Below are 17,425 nucleotides of genomic sequence, written 5' to 3'. Positions count from 1 at the left end.
GGATCAGCGATGTCGGACACTGTCGCCCGCAAGGTCATCGGTGCACACCTCCTCGACGGCCGGATGGAACCGGGCGAGGAGATCTCGATCCGGATCGACCAGACGCTCACCCAGGACGCCACCGGAACCCTGGTGATGCAGGAACTCGAGGCGCTCCACCTCGATCGCGTCAAGACCGAGTTGAGCGCGCAATACGTCGACCACAATCTGCTGCAGGCCGACGAGAAGAACGCCGAGGACCACGAGTTCCTTCGCACCGCCGCCCTGCGGTACGGGTTGTGGTTCTCGAAGCCGGGCAACGGGGTCTCTCATCCCACCCACATGCAGCGCTTCGGCGTCCCCGGCAAGACCATGGTCGGGTCCGACTCGCACACACCGGCGGCGGGCTCGCTGGGCATGCTCGCGATCGGCGTCGGTGGGCTCGAGGTCGCCATGGCGATCGCGGGTCAGCCCCTGCACCTGCGGATGCCTCAGATCTGGGGGGTGGAGTTGACCGGCAGGCTCCCCGACTGGAGTTCGGCGAAGGACGTCATCCTCGAGATGCTCCGCCGCCACGGGGTCAAGGGCGGGCTCAACAGAATCATCGAATATCACGGTGAGGGGCTCGCGACGTTGACGGCGATGGATCGTCACGTGATCGCGAACATGGGCGCCGAACTGGGCGCCACGACGTCCATCTTTCCCGCCGACGACGCCGTCCGCGATTTCCTGCGCGCCGAGGGCAGGGAAGGCGACTTCGTGGAACTGCTCGCCGATGCGGGCGCGGAATACGACGTGCACGAACACCTCGACCTGTCGACGATCGAGCCGCTGATCGCGAAACCGTCTTCGCCGGGAAACGTGGTGCCGGTCCGGGAGGTCGCCGGTGAGGACGTGAGCCAGGTGGTGATCGGGTCGTCCGCCAATCCCGGGCTGCGCGACTTCGCGATCGCTGCGGCCATGGTGTCGGGGAGGCAGACCGACCCGAGCGTGAGTTTCGACGTCAATCCGAGTTCGCGGGAGATCCTTTCCGATCTGACCAAGATGGGCGCCACGCTCGCACTCGTCGTGGCAGGCGCGCGAATTCATCAATCCGGGTGCATGGGCTGCATCGGCATGGGCCAGGCGCCGGCGACCGGCCGGAATTCCCTCCGGACGATGCCCCGCAATTTCCCGGGTCGTTCGGGCACCCGTGAGGATTCCGTGTGGCTGTGTTCACCCGAGACGGCGGCCGCGTCGGCTCTCACCGGGGTGATCACCGACCCGCGGGACTGGGCGGAGAAAGCGGGGATGCCGTACCCGGAGATCACGCTTCCGGACGAGGCCACCGTCAACACGGCCATGCTGGTGGCTCCGCTGCCGGAAGAGGAAGCGCGGCACGTCGAACTCGTGAAGGGGCCCAACATCTCGTCCCTGCCCGAGTTTCCGCCCCTGCCCGACCGCATCGAGGCACCGGTTCTTCTCAAGGTCGGTGACAACATCTCCACCGACGAGATCTCTCCGGCCGGGGCGCGGGCCCTGCCGTTCCGTTCCAACATTCCCAAGCTGGCCCGGTTCACGTTCACCCAGGTGGACGAGACCTATCCGGCGCGCGCGGAGGAGACGGCGAAGACCACCGGGCATTTCATCGTCGGTGGTGACAACTACGGGCAGGGGTCCTCGCGTGAGCATGCCGCGATCACCCCGCGCTACCTCGGGTTGCATGCGGTGATCGCCACCTCGTTCGCCCGTATCCACTGGCAGAATCTCGCCAACTTCGGTGTACTCGCGCTCGAATTCGAGAACCCGGACGACTACGACACGATCCGGCAGGACGACGTGCTGGTCCTCGACGGAGTTCGGGACGCCATTCGTTCCGGCCCCCGCCTGACCCTGTTCGACTCGACCCGTGACGTGGAGATCCCGGTGCGTCACCGGCTGTCCCCACGTCAGGTCGACGACGTGCTCGCGGGCGGATTGATTCCACAGCTGGCACGCAGGGAGTGATCAGCCGGTCGCCGTACACTCGGCGCCGATGAATGGAATTGAATCGCTGTGGGAGCGCATGAGCGCCGTCAGCCCCGCGCCGGCTCCTTGGATCGTTCAGGTCACGGCGGTGGTGGCGGTGATACTCGTCCTCGAACCGCACGCCTGGCGAGTCACCCGCAACGTGGTGACCATCGTGCACGAGGGCGCGCATCTGGTGGTCGCCCTGCTGTTCGGTCGAACGCTGAAGGGGGTGCGGCTGCACTCGGACACATCGGGTGTGGCGATCTCGTCCGGTAAACCGACCGGGCTCGGTGTGGTCCTCATGACGTTCGCCGGCTACGTGGGTCCTGCCGTTCTGGGGCTCGGCGCGGCCCGGGTGCTGGGTACCCAGCACGCGGTCGCGGTGCTGTGGATCGGTGTCGTCGCTCTCGCGGCCATGCTGATCCTCGTCCGGAACCTGTACGGGTTGTTCTCCCTCACGGTGGTCGGGGCGCTGCTGTTCGGAATCGTGTGGTTCGGGACGCAGGACCAGCAGGTGGCCGCGGCGTATCTGATCACCCTGTTCATGCTCGTCGCCGCGCCGCGCCCGGTCCTCGAACTGCAGCGGCAACGGGCCCGCGGCGCGGCCCCGGAGTCGGATGCGGATCAGCTGGCGCGACTCACCCGCGTGCCCGGCATCGTCTGGGTGGGTCTGTCCCTACTCGTGACGCTGGGCTGTCTCGCGCTGGGTGGCTGGTGGATTCTCCGTCCCGTCGGTGGCTGATGCGGCCGCGAGGTATTCGGCCAGGATCGGTCCGATGACGGCCAGCGCTTCCGGTTCGGTCATCCGCGCGTGAGGGCGGTCGACTGTGTGCGCGATGACGTCCCCGTCGATCCACGGCCGCCACGTCGTACTCGCCGGCACGGGCTGGGATCCGTCCCCGGCCGCGCCGAAGAACACCAGGCTCCCGTCGAAGTGTCCAGGAACGAAGTCGGCGGCAGCGTCGACGACGTCGACGTAGTCCTCGTACAACCGGGTCAGCTGCTCCGGCCCGAGCTGCTCCGACGCCCCGCCGCCGAATTCCGTGAGCAGTTCCGGCAGTGTCGGCGCCGGGGTGTCCCGCTCCGCCGACGCGTAGCTGTCGATCATCGCGAGCATACGCACCTCCTCGCCGAGCGACCGCAGCTCGACGGCCATCGCGTGCGCGATCACGCCACCCACCGAGTACCCGAGCAGGTGGTACGGCCCCCGCGGTTGAACACGGCGGATCTCCTCCACGTATCGATGGGCCCGCTCTGTGATCGACGAAAACCGTTCGCCGGGCACGGTCACGGCGGGGGACTGCACACCCCAGACGGGGCGGTCGGGGCCGAGATGCGTACTCAATCCCGCGTAGCACCAGGCCAACCCGACGGCCGGATGGATGCAGAACAGCGGCTCGCGTCCGCCGTCAGGATGCAGCGGCAGCAGCACCTCGAGCCCGGTGGAGGTGTCGGAGGCCGCGGCGAAACTCGACGAGATTCGCGCGGCGATGCTCTCCGCGGTCGCGTCGGCGAAGAACCATTCGAGCCGGACCTCGACCCGAGTCGTGGCGTGCAGTCGTGACGCCGCCCTGGTCGCGGACAGGGAGTTGCCGCCCAGTTCGAAGAAATTGTCGTCCAGCCCCACCAGGCCTGTGCCGAGAATGTCCGCGAACACCGCGGTGACCAGTTTCTCGGTGCGGGTCGTCGGGGGGCGGAACCGCTGCGCCCGTGGCACACCCGGATCCGGAAGCGCCCGTCGATCCAGCTTGCCGTGGGGTGTGGACGGTAGCGCCCCCAGCACCACGATCTGGTTGGGCACCATGTACCGGGGCAGTCGCTGCGCCAGTTCCGCCGACACGGCGCGGGTGTCCACCACCATGTCCGGCCGCGGCACGACGTAGCCGACCAGCCGGACGCCGGTGCCGGCTGATTCGTACACGGCCGCCGCGGACTGCGCGACGGCGGCATCGCGTCGCAGTGCCGTCTCGATCTCCTCCAGTTCGACGCGCTGACCGCGGATCTTCACCTGGAGATCGCGCCTGCCCAGATAGTCGATCGTGCCGTCTCGGCGACGACTCACCACGTCGCCGGTCCGGTACATCCGTTGACCGGGCGGTCCCCACGGATTCGCCGGGAATCGGGAGGCCGTCACCCCCGGTTGTCCGAGATAGCCGCGCGCCAACTGGGCACCCGCCAGGTAGAGCTCACCCGGAACGCCGACGGGCACCGGATGCAGCCGCGAATCCAGCACGAGCACGCCGACGCCGTTCTGCGGCACGCCGATCGGGACGGTCGCGTCCACCGTGCCGACGGCCGTGCGGGTCACCGCGACCGCCGTCTCGGTCGGGCCGTACTCGTTGTACAGCGTCGCGTCCGGGCACCGCGCGTGGAAACTGTGTGCCGTGCCGGGCGGCAGGACCTCGCCACCACACGACACCTGCCGCAGTGACGTCAGGTCCGCGTCGGGGATCGCCAGGATCTCGGCCAGCATGAGGGGAAGGAAGTATGCTGCGGTCACCCGGTGCCGTCCGACCAGCTCGGCGAGATGCCGCGGGTCGCGGTGGCCGTCCGGTCGAGCGATCACCAGCCGCGCACCGGCGATCAGCGGCCACCAGAATTCGCGGACCGAGGCGTCGAACGTGTACTGCAACTTGAGCATCACCGTGTCGTCCGCGCCGAGCGGATCGGTGTCCTGACGCCAACTCAGGAAGCTCACGACGGCCGCATGGGTCACGACGACACCCTTGGGGGTACCCGTCGATCCCGACGTGTGGATCACGTACGCGGGGTTCTGCGCTCGCAGGGGCGCGATCCGGTCCAGATCGGAGATCGGCGACGGATCGATACCGGAGAGGTCCAGTCGGTCGACGACGACCAGTTGTGTCTCCGTGGGCAGCACGTCGGAGAGGTCGAACCGGTCGCGCTCGGTGGTGAGGACGACGCGTGTGTCCGAGGACCGGATGATCTGGGCATTGCGCTGCGCGGGCTGATCGGGGTCGATCGGCACGTACGCCCCTCCTGTTTTCGATACGGCATACATTCCGACGAGGAGGTCGACCGAGCGGCGAATCGCCAGTCCCACCATGGACTCCGGGCCGACGCCGGCGCCGATCAGGTGGCGGGCCAGTCGATTCACGTGCTCGTCGAGTTCACGGTAGGTGAGCGCACGATCTCCGGAGACGACGGCGATCGCGTCCGGCGAACTGGCGACCTGCCGCGCGAACAGATCGACGAGGGTCTCCCCGGAGGACGGCACAGCGGTGGGGACATCCGGGTCCGGATCGAGAAGGGCGAGGTCGCCGACGGCCGTATCCGGTTGTGCGACGGCCTCGCTCAACGTCCGGATGAAGCGTTCGCCGATGTTCGCGACGGTGTGGTGGTCGAACAGATCGGTGGCGTACGTGAACACCGCCGCACGCCGGGTGCGTTCCGTCGACGGGTCCGGATCGGCGGTCACGGTGAGTTGCAGGTCGAATCGGGCCGACCGGGTAGGGGGAGTCATCGCCGACACCCGCAGTCCGGGGAGGGTGAGCGCGGTGTGGTCGAGGTTCTGGAACGCCAGGGCCACCTGGAACAGCGGATTGCGTGCGCGTGACCGGGCGGGATCGAGGACCTCGACCACGGTCTCGAACGGAACGGTGGAGTGCGCGAACGCGTCCAGGTCGTCCTCCCGCACGCGGCCGAGCAGTTCCGCGAAGCTTTCCGCGGGGATCACCTCGGTGCGCAGGACCAGGTTGTTGACGAACATGCCCACCAGGTCGTCGAGGGCCTGGTCCCCGCGTCCCGCGACGGGGGTGCCGATCACGATGTCGGTGGATCCGCCGAGCCTCGCGAGGAGCACCGCGAATACCGCGTGCACGACCATGAACGGGGTGACGGCTAGGGCTGAAGCGGTGTGCTCGACCGCACGGTAGAGCACGTCGTCGAGCGCGAACTCGACTGTGCCGCCGCGGTGCGACGCGATCGCGGGATGTGGCCGGTCGGCGGGGAGGGACAGCTGTTCCGGCGCACCCGACAACGTGTCCTTCCAGTACGACAGTTGCTGCGCGGCAACGGATTGTGGATCGTCGCGGTCGCCCAGTAGTTCGTGCTGCCACAGGGTGTAGTCCGTGTACTGGACGGGAAGTTCGGCCCACCGCGGCGCCTCGCCCGAAACCCGCGCCTCGTAGGCGGTCATCACGTCGCGGACGAGCAGCGGCACCGAGAACCCGTCCGCGCTGATGTGATGGACCATGACGGCGAGCACCCACTCGTCGGGGGCGAGGGCGAACAGCCGGGCACGGATCGGCGGTTCGGCGCCCAGAGCGAAACCCTTCGACGCGAACGTCGCAACCCGCGCGGCGACGTCACCGCGGGACACGGGTGTCGGACTGAGAGTGGGAGCGGCCCGCGACACCGGGACCACCTGCTGGTACGCGACACCGTCACTGTCGGGGTAGAGGGTGCGCAGCGGTTCGTGACGGCCCATCACGTCCGCGACGGCCGCGGTGAGGGCGGCGACGTCGAGTGTTCCGGTGAGCCGCAACGCCATCGGGATGTTGTATTCGGGGGAGCCGGGGGCGAGGCGGGCGAGGAACCACAATCGTTGCTGCGCCGGCGACAGCGGCACGCGGGCCGGGCGCGGACGCACGGTCAGGGCGACGCGCGTCGCGCCGCCGGTCTGCTCGTTGACGGCCACAGCGAGCGCGGAGACGGTCGGCGAGTCGAACACTGCACGTACCGGCACCGTCGTCTCCAGCGCGGCACCGATCCGGGACGCAACGCGCGTGGCGGACAGGGAACTGCCGCCCAGGGCGAAGAAGTTTTCGTCCCGCCCCACGAGGTCGAGTCCGAGCACCTCGGCGAACGCTGTCGCCACCACCCGTTCGGCGGGCGTGTGCGGGGCCTCGAACTCGGTTGCCGCGGGAACGGGGTCGGGCAGCGCCGAGCGGTCCAGTTTCCCGTTGACGGTGAGCGGGACGGCGTCCACCACGACCACGATCGCGGGCACCAGCGGGGTCGGCAGGCGCGTCGCCGCGTAGCGGATCAGCTGATCCGGATCGACCGTCTCGTTCCGAGCCGGCAGCACGTACGACACGAGAACCTCGACGCCGTCCCGGAGTTCACGCACATCCGTCGCCGCGAATCTCACGGCCTGATGGGTGAGGAGGGTGGCGTCGATCTCGCCGAGTTCGATTCGGACGCCGCGTAGTTCGATCTGCGAGTCGTTGCGGTACAGATACTCGATCGACCCGTCGCGACGCCGACGACCCACATCGCCCGTCCGGTACATCCGCTCCCCGGCTGTGCCGAACGGGGAGGCGACGAAGCGTGCGGCGGTCAGCGCGGGCCTGCGATGGTAGCCGCGGGCGACACCCGGCCCGCAGATGTAGAGTTCGCCGGCCACTCCCGTCGGAACCGGGTGCAGCCGCGAATCCAGCAGGAGTACGGCGGCGCCGCGGACCGGGCGGCCGATGGTGACCGGCCCGCCGGCCGCCAAGGGATCACTGATACTCGTCATGACCGTCGTCTCGGTCGGACCGTATCCGTTGAACATCTGCGCCTGCTCGGCCCACACCGCCGCGAGTTCAGGTGGGCAGGGTTCGCCGCCCACCACGACGACCCGCAGGTCGTGCAGGCCGCGCGGGTCGACCGTCGCCAGAACCGTCGGTGTGGTGAACACGTGGCTGACCCGCTCGCGGGCCAGCAGGTCCGTGAGTTGGTTGTCGCCCCGGGCCATCGGTGGTGCGAGCACCATGCATGCGCCCGCACCGAGCGCGAGCAGTATCTCCAGCACCGCGCCGTCGAAGCTGGGAGACGAAGCGTGCAGCGTGCGCGACGACGCCGTCACCGAATACCGATCTCGCTGTTCTGCCGTGAAGTCGGCGAGACCGGTGTGGGTGACCACCACTCCCTTGGGGTTTCCCGTCGAACCGGACGTGTAGATCACGTACGCCGGATGGCGCGCATCCAGCGGCCGAGCACGGTCGGCATCGGTGACCGGGTCCGAAGACCAACCGCGACATTCGGTTCGGAAGCCCGGGTCGTCGAGCACCAACCAGTTCGTACCGTCCGGCAGGGCCTCGCGGTCCGCAACGGTGGTCAGCCCGAGGGCGGCGCCGGAGTCGTCCATCAGATACCGGACCCGCGCGGCGGGGTAGTGCGGGTCGACGGGCACGAACGCGGCACCCGTCTTCGCGACGGCCCACACGGAGACGACGGACAGGACGGACCGCGGCAGACCGAGCGCCACGAGTGCCTCGGGGCCCACCCCGCGCCGCATCAGGGCGCGGGCGAGCCGATTCGACTCGGCGTCGAGTTCGCGATACGTCATCGACCGGCCGTCCGCCGTCAGCGCCGACCCTCCCGGATTCTGCCGGACGGCGGCGGACATCAGGTCGGGCAGTGTGCGTTGCGGCAACGACGGCGGTCCGTCGTGCCGCGCCTGCTGCTCCGCGGGGTCCCGCACGTCGATGTCGCCGACCACGATGGACGGGTGTGCGAGCGCCGCCCGCAGAACGCGCCGGAACCGGTCCGCGAATCCCGCGACCGTGGCGTCGTCGAACACATCGGTGGCGTACGTGAAGACGCACGACAGTGGTCCCGGGCCGCCTGCGTCGTCGACCGATTCGGTGACGGTGAGCTGGAGGTCGAATTTCGCGGTGTGCGTCGCGATCTCGACGATCTCGGCGGACACCTCCGGCAGGTCGATCACGACCGGCGCCGTGTTGTGATAGGCGAGCGCAAGCTGGAACAGCGGATTGCGACTGCGGGACCGAGCGGGTGCGACCGCCTCCACGACCTCCTCGAACGAGACGTCCGCGTGGGCGTACGCGGCGAGATCGACGTTCCGCACGTGGGTGAGTGTGTCGGCGAACGTGGTGTGCAGCGGGACATCTGTCCGTAGCACCAGTGTGTTGACGAACATTCCGACGAGGTCGTCGAGTGCGCGGGGCCCGCGTCCCGCGATCGGCGCGCCGACGACGATGTCCGACGTGTCGCCGAGCCTGGCCGCGAGGACGGCCAGCGCCGCGTGCACCACCATGAACGGAGTGGCGTCGTGCGTCCGCGCGAGAGCACGAATCCGCAGATGAATCTCGGCGTCGATGGTGAACTCGGCGTTCGCGCCGCGGTGCGTCGCGACGGGCGGGCGGGCACGGTCGAACGGCAGGGGGAGTAACTCGGGCAGTCCGGACAGTGTCTGCGTCCAATACGCCAGGCCCCGCTGCCCGTCCTGCAGTTCACGCTGCCAGGTGGCGTAGTCGGCGTAGCGGACGGGCAGTGGCGTCCAGCCCGGGGAGTCGCCCTCCGCCCGGGCGCGATACGCCGCCATCACATCCCGGGCGAGTGGTCCCAGCGAGAACCCGTCCGCACTGATGTGATGGACGACGAGAGTCAGCACCCACTCGTCGGCGTTCACCGCGAGAAGCTCGGTGCGAACCGGGGGTTCGGCGGTGAGGTCGAACCCCGCCGACAGCAGGTCGCGGACCCGGGCGATCGGGTCCGTCGTCCTCCGGACCGTGCACGCCGGCACGGCGGAGGCGGGGAGAACGTGCTGGCAGGGGATCCCGTCGTGTTCGGGATACACGGTGCGCAGGGGTTCGTGTCGTTCGATCACGTCACCCACCGCCGCACACAGAGCCGATTCGTCGAGCGTGCCGGTGAGGCGGAGCACGACGGGAATGCTGTCGGTGGCCGAGCGTCCGTCGAGCCGGTTCAGGAACCACACACGCTGCTGCGCGAGGGACAGCGGAACGTGGGCGGTCGGGGCGCGGCGGACCAGGGGCGTCCGCTCGACCGCGTGCGTTCGTTTCGGGAGATACTCCGACAGTTCCGCGACCGTCGGGTGGTCGAACAGTTCGCGGATGCCGACGGAGGTTCCCAGCGCCGCTCCGACGCGGGCGACGGCCTGCGCCGCGGTCAGCGAGTTTCCGCCCGCCGCAAAGAAGTTGTCGTTCCGGCCCACCCGGCCGGTGCCGGTGACCTCCGCGAACACGAACGCGACCACGTCCTCGGTGGGGGTGGCGGGCGGATCGGAGGCAGACTGCGCGGGCGCCGGTTCCGGTAGGGCGGCGCGATCCAGCTTCCCGCTGGTGGTGAGGGGCAGCGCCGGGAGCGGGACGACGGCGGAGGGAATCATGTAGGCCGGGAGCAGACCGGTGAGACGGTCGACGATCCGGCCTTCGTCCGGCGGCACACCGTCCGCGGGCACGACGTAGGCGATCAGCCGGTCTCCCGCTTCCGGGTCGCGGTGCACCGTGACCGCCGCGTGTGTCACCGCCGGGTCGGACGTGAGTGCGGACTCGATCTCGCCGGGTTCGATGCGTTGGCCGCGGAGTTTGATCTGGAAGTCGCTGCGGCCGAGATACTCGAGCCGGCCCGACTCGTTCCACCGCACCACGTCGCCGGTGCGGTACATCCGGCCGCCCGTTCCGCCGACGGGATCGGCGACGAAGCGTTCGGCGGTCAGATCGGGGCGTCCGGCATACCCCCGCGCCAAGTACCCACCGGCAAGGTACAACTCGCCCCTCGTCCCGACCGGCACCGGTCGGAGCCGGCTGTCGAGTACATACGTACGTATGTTGTGAATGGGGCGGCCGATGGCGACCGCGGTGCCGAACTCGTTGCCGTCGACCGACTCCGAGGTCGCCGCCGCCGCCTCGCACGGGCCGTACCAGTTGTACAGCGCGGCGGCGCCGCGTTCCCTGAATCGTGATGCCGTCGCCGCGGACAGGGGCTCTCCGGCCGAGTACACGCGGCGCAGCGTCGAGGGCGCCCGCGGCCCGCACTGCTCCAGGAAGGCATCGAGCATCGACGGTACGACGTGGAGAGTGGTGATCGACTCCTGCTCGATGATGCGCGCGAGGTAGCGGGGGTCGCGGTGTCCGTCGGGTGCGGCGATCACCACCCGCGCACCGGTGTGCAAGGGCCACAGCAGCTCCCACGCGGAAATGTCGAAGGTGAGCGGGGTCTTGTGCAGTACCGCATCGGAACCGTCGAGCGGCGTCAGTGTCTGCGCCCAGCGGAACTGGTTCACCATCATCTCGTGGGTCACCGTCACGCCCTTGGGCCGGCCGGTGGAACCGGACGTGTAGACGACGTATGCGGCGTTCGCCGGATGCAGTGCTGCGCGTCGTTCGGAATCCGTGATCGGTCGGGGGTTGTATCCAGTGACGTCGAGCACGTCGAGATCCACGACGGCGACTCCGTCGGGGACCGTGCGATTCCGGCAACCGGACGTGAGGACCAGTGTTGGTGCGGCCGAGTCGATGACGAGTGCGGTGCGTTCGAGCGGCTGCTCGGGGTCGACGGGCACGTAGGCGCCGCCGGCCTTCAGCACCGCGTGCAGCGCGACGAGAAGCTCGATCGAGCGGGGAGCCGCGACACCGACGACGGCTTCCGGTCCGACTCCCTTCGCTACGAGATACCGGGCGAGCCGGTTCGCCCGTGCGTCGAACTCCGCGTACGTCAGTCGATCCCGGCCGAAGACCACCGCCACGGCGCCGGGGGAGCGCTCGACCTGTGCGTCGAACACGTCCACCAGGGTCTGCGAGGGCACCGGGGCGTCCGTCGCGTTCCAGGTGCGCAGAACCCGCTCGCGCTCCTGCTCGCCGAGGAGATCGAGCCTGCCGAGGACGACGTGCGGATCCCTGCCGATGCACTCGAGGACGCGGCCGGCCCGCGCGAGCATGGCCGCCCCGTCGTACCGGCGTGACCGGCACTTCACTGTCAGCCGCAGGGTCCGGGACACCGTCGCCGCCAGCGTCACGGCGTAGTGCGAGGCATCGTGTGCGCGGACCCCGTCCAGGGTGAGTCCGTCGACGGGTTCCGGCAGCGCGCTGCGGTCCACGGGGTACGACTCGAACGCGACCAGCGTGTCGAACAGCGGCGCCACGCCGACTGCCTGCTGGATGTCCGCCAGGCCCAGATGGTGATGGTCCAGGAGGCGCACGTGGTCGGCCTGCAGGCGGGTGAGCAGCATGGCGGTGTCGGTATCGGGGTCCAGCGGGATCCGCACGGGCACGGTGTTGACGAACAATCCCACCGCACTCTCCACCCCGGCGACGTCCGCGGGCCTGCCGGAGACGGTCGCGCCGATCACGACGTCGTCCCGGGTGGTCGCCTGCCCGAGGACAATTCCCCAGGCCGCCTGCACGATCGCGCTCAGCGTGACGCCGAGCTCGGTCGCGCGGGCCGTCAGCTTTCGGGTGTCCTCCTCGCTCAGCTCCAGCACCGTCTCCGACGTGGTGGGGGTGGGTTCGGCCGGCGCGGCGGGCTCGGTGATGCCGTCGAGAGCCACGGCCCACGCCCGCGCCGAGGCCTCGGTGTCCCTCGCTGCCAGCCATTCCAGGAAGTCGCGGTACGGGCTCGAATCCGGCTGCTCGGTGCGGACGTCGTCGCGTTGGTAGGCGGTGAAGATTTCGCGCACCAGCAACGGCATCGACCAGCCGTCCAGCACGATGTGGTGAGCGGTGATCGCCAGTTCGGCGCGGTTCGGCCCTCGCGACAGCAGGGTGAACCGAATCAGCGGCGGGGCGGACATGTCGAAGCGGGCGGTGCGGTCGCCCTGCAGGATCTCCTCGGCAACCTCGCCCGTGTCGCCGCCCGTGAGCTCGACCTGCCGCCACCGCAACGGCACGTCGTCGAGCACGAGTTGCACCGGGACACCGCGACTGTCGCGCACGAACGCGGTGCGCAGGTTCGCGTGCCCCGCGAGGACGGCGATGCATGCACGCCGGAGTCGATCCTGATCGAGGTGTCCGGACAGGGTCAGGACCACCTGCATCGCATACGGGTCGGCGTCCGCGCCCGCGAGAGCCGCGTGGAACAGCAGGCCCGACTGCAACGGCGTCAGCGGCCACACGTCGAGCAGACCCGGCCGGTCCCGCTCCCACTCGACGATGTCGTTCGGGTCCACGGCGACGAGGGGCAGATCGGACGGGGTGAGCCCACCGGCGTGTGGAGAACGGGCCACCGCGGCGAGGGCTGTCAGCGCCTGCTCCCACAAATCGGCCAGCGCCTGCACGTCCTCGGACGCGATCGCGCCTGTCGGGTATGCGAAGGTGGCGTCGAGGACGCCGTGGGTGGTGAACGCGGTGATGTCGATCAGCGCGGTGACCGGCATCGACGGTTCCGCCGACGAGAACACGGCGGTGCCCTCCCGCACCGGGCGCCACTCGCGTTCGGTATCCGCGGTATCGAGACGACCGAGGTAGTTGAAGGCGACCTGGCCGATGCCGTCTCCCGGAAGCCGCAGCAGCCCGTAGCCGATGCCCTTGTCGGGCACCGCACGCAATTGTTCCTTGACGGACTTGATCGCACTGCTCGCGGAGCGCCCGCCCGCGAACGCCTCGTCCAGATCGACGTCCCCGAGGTCGAGGCGGATCGGGAAGATGCTGGTGAACCACCCGACTGTGCGGGAGAGATCGGCGCCGTGGAGCACCGCTTCCTCGCGGCCGTGCCCCTCGAGCCGGATCACCGGCGCGGTGGCCGGTCGTCCCCGCCGGCGCTGCCACTGCGTGAGGGCGAGGGAGAGCGCGGTGAGCAGTGCGTCGTTGACCTCGCACCGGAAGGCGGCTGTGAGGTCGGTCAGCAACGAGTGCGTGACGGCTGCGGTTACTTCCGTGTGGACCCGATCCACGGTGGAATTCACGTCACGCCGCGCGTCGAGTGGGCGGGTGCCGAGCGGCGGATCCTCGCCGGCAGTCATGGTGCGCCAGAACGACAGCTCGGACAACCGGCCCGGCCGCTGCGCCTCCTCGATCAGGCCGTGCGACCACCGGCGCAGGGAGGTGCCGATCGGTGCGAGAGTGGGCGGTACCCCCGCCGTTACCTGCGCCCACGCTGCGGCGAGATCACCGATCAGGATTCGCCACGAGACCCCGTCGATCACCAGGTGATGGGCGACGAGGAGGAGCCGCCCGCGGCGGGTGGTGTCGCCTGGTCCGGGGTCGAGCCACACGCATTGCATCATCACGCCCGCAGTAGGATTCAACCGGCGGATCGCGGCTTCGTGTTCGTCCCTCGTTCGCGGCGCCGGGTCGGCGTCGGCGGGCAGCGGAACCCGCAGGATCGTGTCCTCCGGCAGCGGTGCGCCTGCCGGGCTTACGGTGAGAAACGCCGTCCCGTCCGAACCACGCACGAGGTGCGCCCGCAGTGCGTCATGCCGATCGATGACGGCACCGATCACCGTGTGCAACCTCTCCGCGTCCATGCCCCGTGGCAGTTCCACCACCACGGCCTGTGCGTACCGGTCGACGACGCCGGCCCGGTCGAACAGGAATCGGGCGGCCGGGGTGAGCGGCATGTCGCCGACCCCGCCGCCGGGGAGTTCCTCGAGCACCGATCTGCCGACGTCGTTTCCGGCGACTTGGCCGAGGCGGGCGATCGTTCGCTGCTCGAACACGTCACGCGGAGTGAACGAGATTCCCGCACTCCGTGCCCGGGAGGCCAACTGGATCGCCATGATGCTGTCGCCGCCGAGCGCGAAGAACGACTCGTCCACACCGAAATCGGACGTCCCGAGGATGTCGGCGTAGAGGGTGTGGAGTGTGCGTTCGCGCTCACTGCCGGGGGCGGTCCGGGAACGTGACCGGAGGCCGTGCTCGGGGAGAGCAAAGCGGTCCAGCTTGCCAGACGGGGTCAGCGGAATGTGGGAGAGCACGACGACGGCGGCCGGCACGAGATGCGGGGGCAGTGCGGTCGTGAGGAACGACAGCAGCTCCCGCTCGGTCGCGGTGTCGGCGCCCACCACATACGACACGAGCTGATCGCCGGCCGCCTGCGAGCGAATCACGGTGACGGCGAATCGAACCGCCGGATGCCGGAGGAGGGTGGCGTCGATCTCGCCCGGCTCGACGCGCAGGCCCCGGATGTTCACCTGTTCGTCGCTGCGTCCGAAATATTCGAGTTCGTGGTCGCGGGTCCAGCGGACCGTATCGCCGGTGCGGTACACGCGGGTGCCCGGTGGTCCGTACGGGTCGGCGACGAACCGTTCCGACGTCTGCCGGGCGTTGCGGTGGTACCCGCGGGCCAGGGCGGTCCCCGCGACGTACAGTTCGCCGACCACACCGACGGGGACCGGACGGAGCCGTTGGTCGAGGACCACGGCCCTCGTGCCGTGGATCGGCCGGCCGATGGTGACCGGTCCGGACTCGGCGAGAGGCTCGCTGACGGTCGCCATGACGGTGGTCTCGGCCGGACCGTACGCGTCGATCATCCGGCATCGGGACGCCCACCGAGACAACAGTCCCGGTGGACACGTCTCACCGGCGACGACGAGTGTGCGCAGCAGCAGACCTCCGACCTCGCCGGGTTCCATCGACGCCAGGACCGACGGGGTGATCACCGCGTGGGTGACGTGTTCGGTGGTCATCAGCTGCGCCAGTAGGGATCCACCGAACACCGCGGGCGGGGCGATGACGAGAGCAGCGCCGGAGCCGAACGCCATCAGCATCTCGAAGACGGAGGCGTCGAAGCTCGGCGACGCGACATGCAGAACCCTCGCCGCACTGTCGAGGTCCAGTCGGGTGCGCTGCGCGGAGACCAGATTGGCGAGCCCGCGGTGCGTGACCACGACTCCCTTGGGGACGCCGGTCGATCCGGACGTGTAGACGAGGTAGGCGGCGTCGTCGAGTCGTATTGCCGGCGTGGGGAAATCGTGGACGTTCGAGCTGCCTGCCTCGTCGAGCAGTAGCCACTCGATGCTGCCCGGCAATGTGGTTGCGTACTCCGCGGACGTCAACCCGACTGCCGCGTGGGAGTCGTCGAGCATGTGCCGAACACGGGGGACCGGGTAGTTCGGATCCACCGGAAGGAAGGCGGCCCCCGTTTTGGCGACGGCCCAGACCGCGCAAACGTAGTCGGAGGACCGGGGCAGAGCCACCGCGACGATGTCGCCGGACCCGACGCCGGACCGTGCCAGCGTCGCAGCGATCCGATCCGATCGCCCGTCGAGTTCGCGGTAGCTGATCGTGCGGCCGGCGCTGACGACGGCAGGCGCGTCCGGATGCTGTGCGGCGGCGCGGAACACGTCGGCGAGCGTGACCGGGACGCTGTCGGGCGGTCCGGGGAAGGGGACCAACGCCGCGGTCTCGTTCTCCGTGAGGACCGGGAGTTCCCCGATCGGGTGGGCGGCATCGGCGTCGAGGAAGTGCCGGAAGTACCGCAGGAATCTCGTGTGGTGCCCCTCGAGCTCATCCTGCGAATACAGTCGCGGGTTCGCCTTGAAATCGAGGTGCACACGTCCGCGGGGACCGTACCGGTACAGGTTCACCAGGAGGTCTTCGATCGGACCCGACGACAGCACATGCAGTTGGCTCCGCAGCGAACCGAGTTCCAACTCCTCGGGGAACAGCATGATGTTGACGGCGGGGCCGAACAGTCGCGGCCCGGACAGGGCGCTTCCCCGGTCTGCGCGGATGTCCTCGTGCCGGTACCGCTGATGCCGCAGGGCACCCGACATCACGAGGCGGGTGCGGGACACCAGATCGCCGATGGTCGCCGTCCCCGCGGACGTGATGCGCAGCGGCACCACGTTGGACACCATGCCGCCGGACCGGCGCAGCGCCGCCGTCGTGCGGGCCGACACCGGGAGACTGAGCGTGACGTCGTCCTCGCCGGTCATTCGCGCCAGATAGCCCGCGACCGCGCAGACGGTAAGCGTCGCAGGATTGACTCCGTGCGCTGCCGCGCACTTCTCGAGCTGGTCGACGACCTCGGTGGTCAACGTTCCGCCGACGTCCCGGGAACCGGCGGTCGCAGGCGCGGAGCCGCGCGCGAGGGTGCTCGCGCGGGTGACACCGCGCATCGTCTCGGTCCAGTACTCCCGGTCGGACTCCCGGCGGGCGGAGTTGCGGTAGTCGGTCTCGAGTTCGTGGATGCGCCGAAGACCGACGGGCTTGCTCGCGGGTGGTGGCAGTCCGTGCACCGCGGCGGTGTAGAGCGCGGCGATCCGGTAGAGCATCGTGACGGACCCGAAACCGTCCATCGCGATGTGGTGGGCGCGCGAATACCAGAAGTAGTGGTCGTGTCCGACGTGGAGAAGGAACGAGACGGTCAGGCGGTCACGCTGGACGTCGATCGGATCGGCGGTCTCGGTGCGCATCCACGCGTGCGCCGCCGCCTCGGGGTCCGGCGTGTCCCGGAAGTCGAGGTAGCCGACGGGAGCGTCCAGGCTCGGTTCCACCCATTGCAGCGGTTGCCCGTCGACCTCGGAGATCTGCAGGAAGAACGACTCGAACTCGGCGGCCGCTCGGACACACGCAGAAGTCAGGACGCTCCGGTCGAGATCGCCGTGGATGTCGACGTACTGGGCGACCGACACCGGAACCGTGGGGTCGACGTGCTGCGCGAGCCACATCCCCGTTTGCGCGGGTGACAGGGGGAACGCGCGCGCCGACGAGTCTCCGGGACCAACCGAGGTCGGTGAACTCATCGCTGACTTCTCTCACGCACACGTCCCCGCACGACGCTGCTTGCTGGGGTGCCTCCATTC

General features: G+C 69.4%; 3 protein-coding genes. 2 read left to right on the top strand and 1 reads right to left on the bottom strand.

Translation table 11 applies throughout. The features are described 5' to 3' along the window. Positions 1 to 9: 9 nt before the first annotated feature. Both QM806_RS20270 and QM806_RS20265 read left to right on the top strand, forming a co-directional pair. A complete protein-coding gene (locus QM806_RS20270; protein WP_283292611.1) occupies positions 10 to 1,965 on the top strand; it encodes an aconitate hydratase in 1,956 nt (651 codons plus the stop codon). 28 nt (positions 1,966 to 1,993) lie between these two features. Beyond that, positions 1,994 to 2,710 carry a M50 family metallopeptidase gene (locus tag QM806_RS20265; RefSeq protein WP_120660444.1) on the top strand — a complete coding sequence of 239 codons (717 nt, stop codon included), beginning with the start codon at positions 1,994 to 1,996 and terminating at the stop codon, positions 2,708 to 2,710. On the opposite strand, the gene QM806_RS20260 is transcribed toward QM806_RS20265, so the two are convergent. Continuing rightward, positions 2,645 to 17,365, bottom strand: coding sequence for a non-ribosomal peptide synthetase (locus tag QM806_RS20260; RefSeq protein ID WP_283292610.1), 14,721 nt, complete (start codon positions 17,363 to 17,365; stop codon positions 2,645 to 2,647). The two genes, QM806_RS20265 and QM806_RS20260, sit on opposite strands and share 66 nt — an antisense overlap. Positions 17,366 to 17,425 lie beyond the last annotated feature (60 nt).

This window comes from Rhodococcus sp. IEGM 1351 (assembly GCF_030056875.1).
GTDB lineage: Bacteria > Actinomycetota > Actinomycetes > Mycobacteriales > Mycobacteriaceae > Rhodococcus_F > Rhodococcus_F opacus.
The sequence above is the reverse complement of the archived record's forward strand: the minus strand, read 5'-3'. Positions and strand labels throughout refer to the sequence as shown.